Raw genomic sequence first — 6,178 nt, forward strand, 5'->3', positions numbered from 1 at the left:
GGAGAGACTCGAACTCTCACGGGTGTTACCCCACAGCGACCTCAACGCTGCGCGTCTACCATTCCGCCACGACCGCACGTGATCTGGTAAGCAATGCGGCGTATAGCGAAACCGCCATAGGATGTGAAGCAAAAAAGCGCGCCCCTTCACCCTTTGACAAGCCCCGCCCACAGTGCGACAGACAAGGCAGTTACAGCACGCAGGCGCACACAATGGTAGAATGGATCACATCCACCGGTCTGATAGATTACGACATGGCCGTATCAGAAATGGAGACCCGCGCGGCAGGTATTGCGACGGGCACCATGAACGAGGCGATCTGGCTGGTTGAACACCCGCCGCTATACACCGCCGGCACCAGTGCCAAAGCGGCTGATCTGACCGATCCTGACCGGTTCCCTGTCTACACCTCCAAACGCGGCGGGCAGTATACCTACCACGGGCCGGGCCAGCGGGTGGCCTATGCCATGCTGGATGTCGGTAAGCGTGGCCGCGACGTGCGCCAGTTTGTGCGCCAGTTGGAAGACTGGGTGATCGACACGCTGGACCAGTTCAGTGTCAAAGGCGAGCGCCGGACGGGCCGCGTTGGCGTCTGGGTTGTCCGTAATGACAAACCGCTAAATCCGGATGGCACCCCGCATGAGGATAAAATCGCCGCCATCGGCGTGCGTTTGCGCAAATGGGTCAGCTTTCACGGGATTTCGATCAATGTGGAACCTGATCTGGAGCACTACAGCGGCATCATCCCCTGCGGCATCACCCAGCACGGAGTAACCAGTCTGGTCGATCTGGGCCTGCCGGTGACGATGGCGGATGTTGATGTTGCCCTAAAACACAGCTTTGCAAACATTTTCGGGCAATAACGCGCCAATAGACGCAGCATGGCTTCACCGCCTTTTAATTCCCGTATGTTTCCCTATATTCTGCATAGGACGCGAATCCAAATATAACGAGGTTACTATGACACCCATACGCACACTTGCTATTCTTGCCGCCCTTGGCGCTGCAACCCCCGCTTTGGCCGAAGGCGACGCTGCCGCTGGCGAAAAGCTGTTCAAAAAATGCAAAGCCTGCCACATGATCGTCAATGGCGACGATGTGATCTTTAAGGGCGGCAAAACCGGCCCGAACCTTTACGGTGTGATCGGCCGTGCTGCGGCATCTTATGAAGGTTTCAGATATGGCAAATCCATTGCTGCCGCTGGCGAATCCGGTCTGGTCTGGGACGAAGAGCTGATTGCAAAATATGTGGCCGATCCAAAGGTATTCCTGCGGGAATATCTGGATGACGGCGGCGCAAAAAGCTCTATGAGCTTTCGTTTGAAAAAAGGCGGCGAAGATGTTGCAGCCTATTTGGCGAGCGTTTCTCCAGCAATGGAAATGGAAGCCACTGAAGGCGAATCCACCGAGACCGAAGCGTCTAACTAAGCCGGAAAACGCCCGTGTGGCGATGCGGGGTTTTGATTCAGATCAAAATCCTGCCGGACAATAAGAATCACAAATGCCGCGAGGGGGATCACCCTTTCGCGGCTTTTTCGCGCAGTTTAACAAGCTATCCATAGGTTTTATGCAGATAATTGCATGAAACATGTCGACAACGCCCATCCTGATATTGATCTAGGTCAAAGACCCCCCTAAAAGAAAGGTGGGACACATTGCGAAAGGGCCACCCTTTTGCGGTCGATTAATAATAAAAACAGGGAGTATGTTCATGGCGGACGCAGCTATCCACGGCCATGATGGGCACAGCAAAAAGGGTTTCTTCACCCGCTGGTTCATGTCAACAAATCACAAAGACATCGGTATTCTATACCTTTTCACCGCAGGGGCAGTCGGGTTTATCTCGGTTCTGTTCACCGTTTACATGCGGCTGGAACTTATGGAGCCTGGCGTGCAGTACATGTGCCTTGAGGGCGCACGCTTCATTGCTGATTCCGCATCCGAATGTACCCCGAACGGGCACCTCTGGAACGTGATGATCACCTATCACGGCGTTCTGATGATGTTCTTTGTGGTTATTCCGGCGCTGTTTGGCGGCTTTGGCAACTATTTCATGCCCTTGCACATCGGTGCGCCTGACATGGCGTTCCCTCGGATGAACAACCTGTCCTTCTGGATGTATGTTGCAGGTACCTCGCTGGGTGTGGCCTCGCTGCTTGCCCCCGGGGGCAATGGCCAAATGGGCTCTGGCGTTGGCTGGGTGCTTTACCCGCCGCTCTCGACCTCCGAGGCCGGTATCTCGATGGATTTGGCGATCTTTGCGGTACACCTGTCTGGGGCCTCCTCGATCCTTGGTGCGATCAACATGATCACCACCTTCCTGAACATGCGAACACCAGGCATGACCCTGCACAAAGTGCCGCTGTTTGCGTGGTCGATCTTTATCACCGCTTGGCTGATCCTGCTGTCGCTGCCGGTCCTGGCGGGTGGCATCACTATGCTGCTAACGGATCGTAACTTTGGCACGACCTTCTTTGATCCTGCCGGTGGCGGTGATCCGATCCTGTATCAGCATATCCTGTGGTTCTTTGGTCACCCCGAAGTTTACATGATCATCCTGCCGGGTTTTGGCATCATCAGCCACGTGATCGCGACCTTCTCTCGCAAACCTGTGTTTGGCTATCTGCCAATGGTTTACGCGCTGGTGGCAATCGGTGTTCTGGGCTTCGTTGTCTGGGCGCACCACATGTATACGGTCGGGATGAGCCTGTCGCAGCAAAGCTACTTCATGCTGGCAACTATGGTGATCGCGGTGCCCACGGGCATCAAGATCTTCAGTTGGATCGCCACCATGTGGGGCGGCTCGGTGTCGTTCGAGACGCCAATGCTGTTTGCCATGGGCTTCTTGTTCCTGTTCACCGTGGGCGGTGTGACCGGCGTTGTTCTCAGCCAACCTGGTCTGGACCGCGCCTATCACGATACCTACTACGTCGTGGCGCACTTCCACTACGTTATGTCGCTGGGGGCTGCCTTCGCCATCTTTGCCGGTATGTACTTCTGGATCGGCAAAATGTCGGGCCGTCAGTATCCTGAATGGGCCGGTAAAATCCACTTCTGGATGTTCTTCATCGGCACCAACCTGACCTTCTTCCCACAACACTTTTTGGGTCGCCAAGGCATGCCGCGACGCTATATCGACTATCCGGAAGCATTCGCATTCTGGAACCAACTGTCGTCTTACGGTGCGTTCCTGGGGTTCGCGTCGTTCGTGTTCTTTATCGGCATCGTGTTCTACACCCTGCTAGCGGGTAAGAAAGTGACGCAGGACAACTACTGGAACGAATATGCCGATACGCTGGAATGGTCCCTGCCATCCCCGCCACCCGAGCACACGTTCGAAATTCTTGCCAAGCAAGAAGAGTGGGACAAGCAGCATAACCATTAGGTTGACTTGAACCAATTTGAAAACACAGGCGGGGCCTCGGTTTAATGCCGGGGCCCCGTTTCTATTAAAGGCCCGTTTCAGTTAAAGGCAGGTGAATGCTGGTTCTATCGCTCTACATATTGCTTTGGGTCATTATCCCGCTGATCGGGCTGATCATTGGCGCGCGCCTTGGACTGGCCGCCAAATGGCGCGCGGTCCTGCTGTATAGCGCGGCAACCTTGGCGCTGGCCATTATGGCCTACTTTGCACACGACCCTTTCGCAGTATTCCAGCTGACAGCGGATCGTGCCTATCACGATACATATTACGTCGGAACCGAAACGCCCAACTACTACAGGGTTTATGCAATCATATATGGTGTATCCGGCCTGATCCACGTGGGCATCGTATACATGCGCCCCAGAGTTCCGGTCATTATTACCTCCTCCCAATTCTGGCTGCTGCACATCGGCGCGCTGGTTTCTGTCCTGCCGATCGGCTGGATGGCCACAGATACGCAGGCCTTTATCACTGAGGCCATGCGGACAGGAATACCCGCCCCATTTTGGCACTCTCTGGTCACGCTGGGAAATTCAATGTCTGCTGTATCAATCCTGCTACTCCTCGGTCTGTTGCTATGGGCGTTCTGGGCCAAGCAACGATCCGAAAAGGGGGGCGAATAACCCGATGCCCTTCGAGTGGACCCAACCCACCAGCGGCCAAAACCCGCCCCTCCACCAGCTGATCCTGTGGCCCTACCGCTCCCTGCCGCGTCGTGGCTTTGTGTGGTTCATCGGCGTGACTGCCGCCCTAATCTGCATCCCGCTGCTGGCGTTGCTCGGCACCAAATACCTGTGGTTCATGCTGCCCTTTCTGGCCGCGGCCGTTGGCGCAATCTGGTATTTCCTTGAGCGCAGCTACAAGGACGGCATGATCCTTGAAACCCTGTCCATCTGGCCCGATCACATGGAATTAACCCGTCAAAATCCGCGCGGGAAAACGCAAACTTGGGACGCGAACCCCTATTGGGTCGAGGTCAAAATGCACCCGAAATCCGGCCCTGTTGAAAACTACATCACCCTGCGCGGTAACAACCGCGAGGTAGAGATCGGCGCATTTCTAAGTGTGGGCGAGCGCAAGATCTTGCTGACCGAGTTGCAGGGCGTGTTGGCGAAATTGCCAAACTAAGCTATACTGCCCTTATTAATTTATTTTATCAGAGGTTTATTATGCGAATTTTTATCACAGCTATTGCCATCACCACCACTCTCGCCCTGACCGCCCCCGCCGCACAGGCCTTTGAAATCGGCTTTGACTGGGCGGGGCTGAAACTCTGCACCACCGGCAACCCGAACCGTGTGGCCAACCCGAATTTCACCCTGAAAGACGTGCCTGCTGGCACCAAATACATCCGCTTCAAACTGGTTGATCGTGATGCGCCCGGTTATAATCACGGTGGCGGTGTGGTGGCCTATACAGGGCAATCCGTTATTGCCCCCGGCGCGTTCAAATATAAATCACCCTGCCCGCCCAGTGGCCGCCATACATATATTTGGGCCGCCACAGCGCAATCGCGCAAAAACGGCGGTAAACTAGAGGTGGCAAAAGCGGCGCGTAAATATCCGTAAGCCAATCCCTGTACCCAAAACCGCCAAAACTAACCGTGGTCAGTTTGCTTCTATAAGCAACAATATATACACCAACTACTACATATAGCTTTAAGGTCTACCACGGATGTGGTATAATTTAGAAAGCAAGTATTTTGCTAATTAATTTCAATATCTGGAGGGCGACGATGAAAAAAACTATTTCAGCAGCATTTGCATCACTATTTGCGACCAATGTAGCTGCGGGGAATCTGGTTGAACCAATGATGGAACCAGAAGTGGTCGAGGCTGCAACAAGCAGTTCTGGCGGTGGGTTGCTTATTCCAATCCTTCTGCTTTTATTTCTGGCTGCAGCAGCGTCTGGTGGCGGCGGTTCCGCTCCTATAGTCGAGTAACCAGTAAAAACTTGGTTTTTTTGCACTTCCCCTGATATTTCTTAGGGGGGGTGTTATTAATGTGGGCGGGCTCTTGTGTCGAATAGCAAAACGATCCCTGCAACTCGGATTCTCGCTTGCAGCAAGCCGGTTGAGAACATTGACTACATCAGTGTGATGCAAAAAGTGCGGGCTGAATTTAATGTCGGCCTGTATTCACAAGTGTTTTCGATGCTGCGTCTGGCCTTTGGCAAAAATAAGATTCACCCCGGCGATTATTTTATAAACAGACTCTACCGACCCTCACTAACGGCCCAGGCTAAAAGCGAGTTCCTATCCAACAATACGATCCGCGCCCTGAACATGCGCCTGTCCCCGGCAACACTGGCCAACCATGACAATCTGATTGTGGACAAACTGTTGTTCGGGCAGCTTATACAGGGCTTTGGCTTTCCCTCACCAAAGCTAAAAGCTGTCTATTCCGAATCCTTGCGTCTTAATTCAATAACCACCTTGGGATCAGCCGCCGAGATTGTGGATTTCATCACCGACAAGAAAAACTTGCCGATGTTTGGAAAGCCGGTTCACGGATCCCGCAGCCTTGGTTGTATCGGCATCGTCTCCAGTTCGACCGACCGCTCTGAGGTGCGCCTAGGGGACGGGCGACACGTCAACCCACGTGATCTGGCCGATGAGGTTGTGGCCAATTATAGCAAGGGCTACTTGTTTCAGGAACTGCTTGTCCAGCCGCCAGAAGTTTCGGCCATCGTTGGCAAAACAGTTTCACCCGTTCGCATCCTGACGGTTCAGACAAAAAACGGGGTGAAAATCCT

General features: G+C 53.8%; 8 protein-coding genes. All 8 read left to right on the plus strand.

Going from position 1 to position 6,178, the window contains the following annotated elements:
* Positions 1 to 116: 116 nt before the first annotated feature.
* Positions 117 to 863: a lipoyl(octanoyl) transferase LipB gene (lipB, locus tag ACWB12_RS15790; RefSeq protein ID WP_479531062.1), complete on the plus strand. Its 747-nt coding sequence runs from the start codon at positions 117 to 119 to the stop codon at positions 861 to 863.
* A gap of 97 nt (positions 864 to 960) precedes the next feature.
* A complete protein-coding gene (locus tag ACWB12_RS15795) occupies positions 961 to 1,428 on the plus strand; it encodes a c-type cytochrome (RefSeq protein ID WP_479531055.1) in 468 nt (155 codons plus the stop codon).
* 283 nt (positions 1,429 to 1,711) lie between these two features.
* Complete coding sequence (locus ACWB12_RS15800; RefSeq protein WP_479531056.1) at positions 1,712 to 3,385, plus strand: cytochrome c oxidase subunit I; 1,674 nt, start codon at positions 1,712 to 1,714, stop codon at positions 3,383 to 3,385.
* 95 nt (positions 3,386 to 3,480) lie between these two features.
* A complete protein-coding gene (locus ACWB12_RS15805; protein ID WP_479531057.1) occupies positions 3,481 to 4,047 on the plus strand; it encodes a hypothetical protein in 567 nt (188 codons plus the stop codon).
* A gap of 4 nt (positions 4,048 to 4,051) precedes the next feature.
* Positions 4,052 to 4,552, plus strand: coding sequence for a DUF2244 domain-containing protein (locus ACWB12_RS15810; protein WP_479531058.1), 501 nt, complete (start codon positions 4,052 to 4,054; stop codon positions 4,550 to 4,552).
* Positions 4,553 to 4,593: 41 nt separating this feature from the next.
* On the plus strand, positions 4,594 to 4,992 hold the full coding sequence (locus ACWB12_RS15815; protein ID WP_479531059.1) for a YbhB/YbcL family Raf kinase inhibitor-like protein: 399 nt from the start codon (positions 4,594 to 4,596) through the stop codon (positions 4,990 to 4,992).
* A 167-nt stretch (positions 4,993 to 5,159) separates the two neighbouring features.
* A complete protein-coding gene (locus tag ACWB12_RS15820; protein ID WP_479531060.1) occupies positions 5,160 to 5,366 on the plus strand; it encodes a hypothetical protein in 207 nt (68 codons plus the stop codon).
* Between the two features lie 75 nt (positions 5,367 to 5,441).
* A partial coding sequence (locus ACWB12_RS15825) for an ATP-grasp domain-containing protein (RefSeq protein ID WP_479531061.1) occupies positions 5,442 to 6,178 on the plus strand: 737 nt, incomplete at its 3' end.

The organism is Profundibacter sp., from assembly GCF_056498605.1.

Coding starts and splice junctions, on each gene's coding strand:
- ACWB12_RS15795 (WP_479531055.1), top strand. CDS start 961: ATGACACCCATACGCACACTTGCTATTCTTGCCGCCCTTGGCGCTGCA.
- ACWB12_RS15800 (WP_479531056.1), top strand. CDS start 1,712: ATGGCGGACGCAGCTATCCACGGCCATGATGGGCACAGCAAAAAGGGT.
- ACWB12_RS15805 (WP_479531057.1), top strand. CDS start 3,481: ATGCTGGTTCTATCGCTCTACATATTGCTTTGGGTCATTATCCCGCTG.
- ACWB12_RS15810 (WP_479531058.1), top strand. CDS start 4,052: ATGCCCTTCGAGTGGACCCAACCCACCAGCGGCCAAAACCCGCCCCTC.
- ACWB12_RS15815 (WP_479531059.1), top strand. CDS start 4,594: ATGCGAATTTTTATCACAGCTATTGCCATCACCACCACTCTCGCCCTG.
- ACWB12_RS15820 (WP_479531060.1), top strand. CDS start 5,160: ATGAAAAAAACTATTTCAGCAGCATTTGCATCACTATTTGCGACCAAT.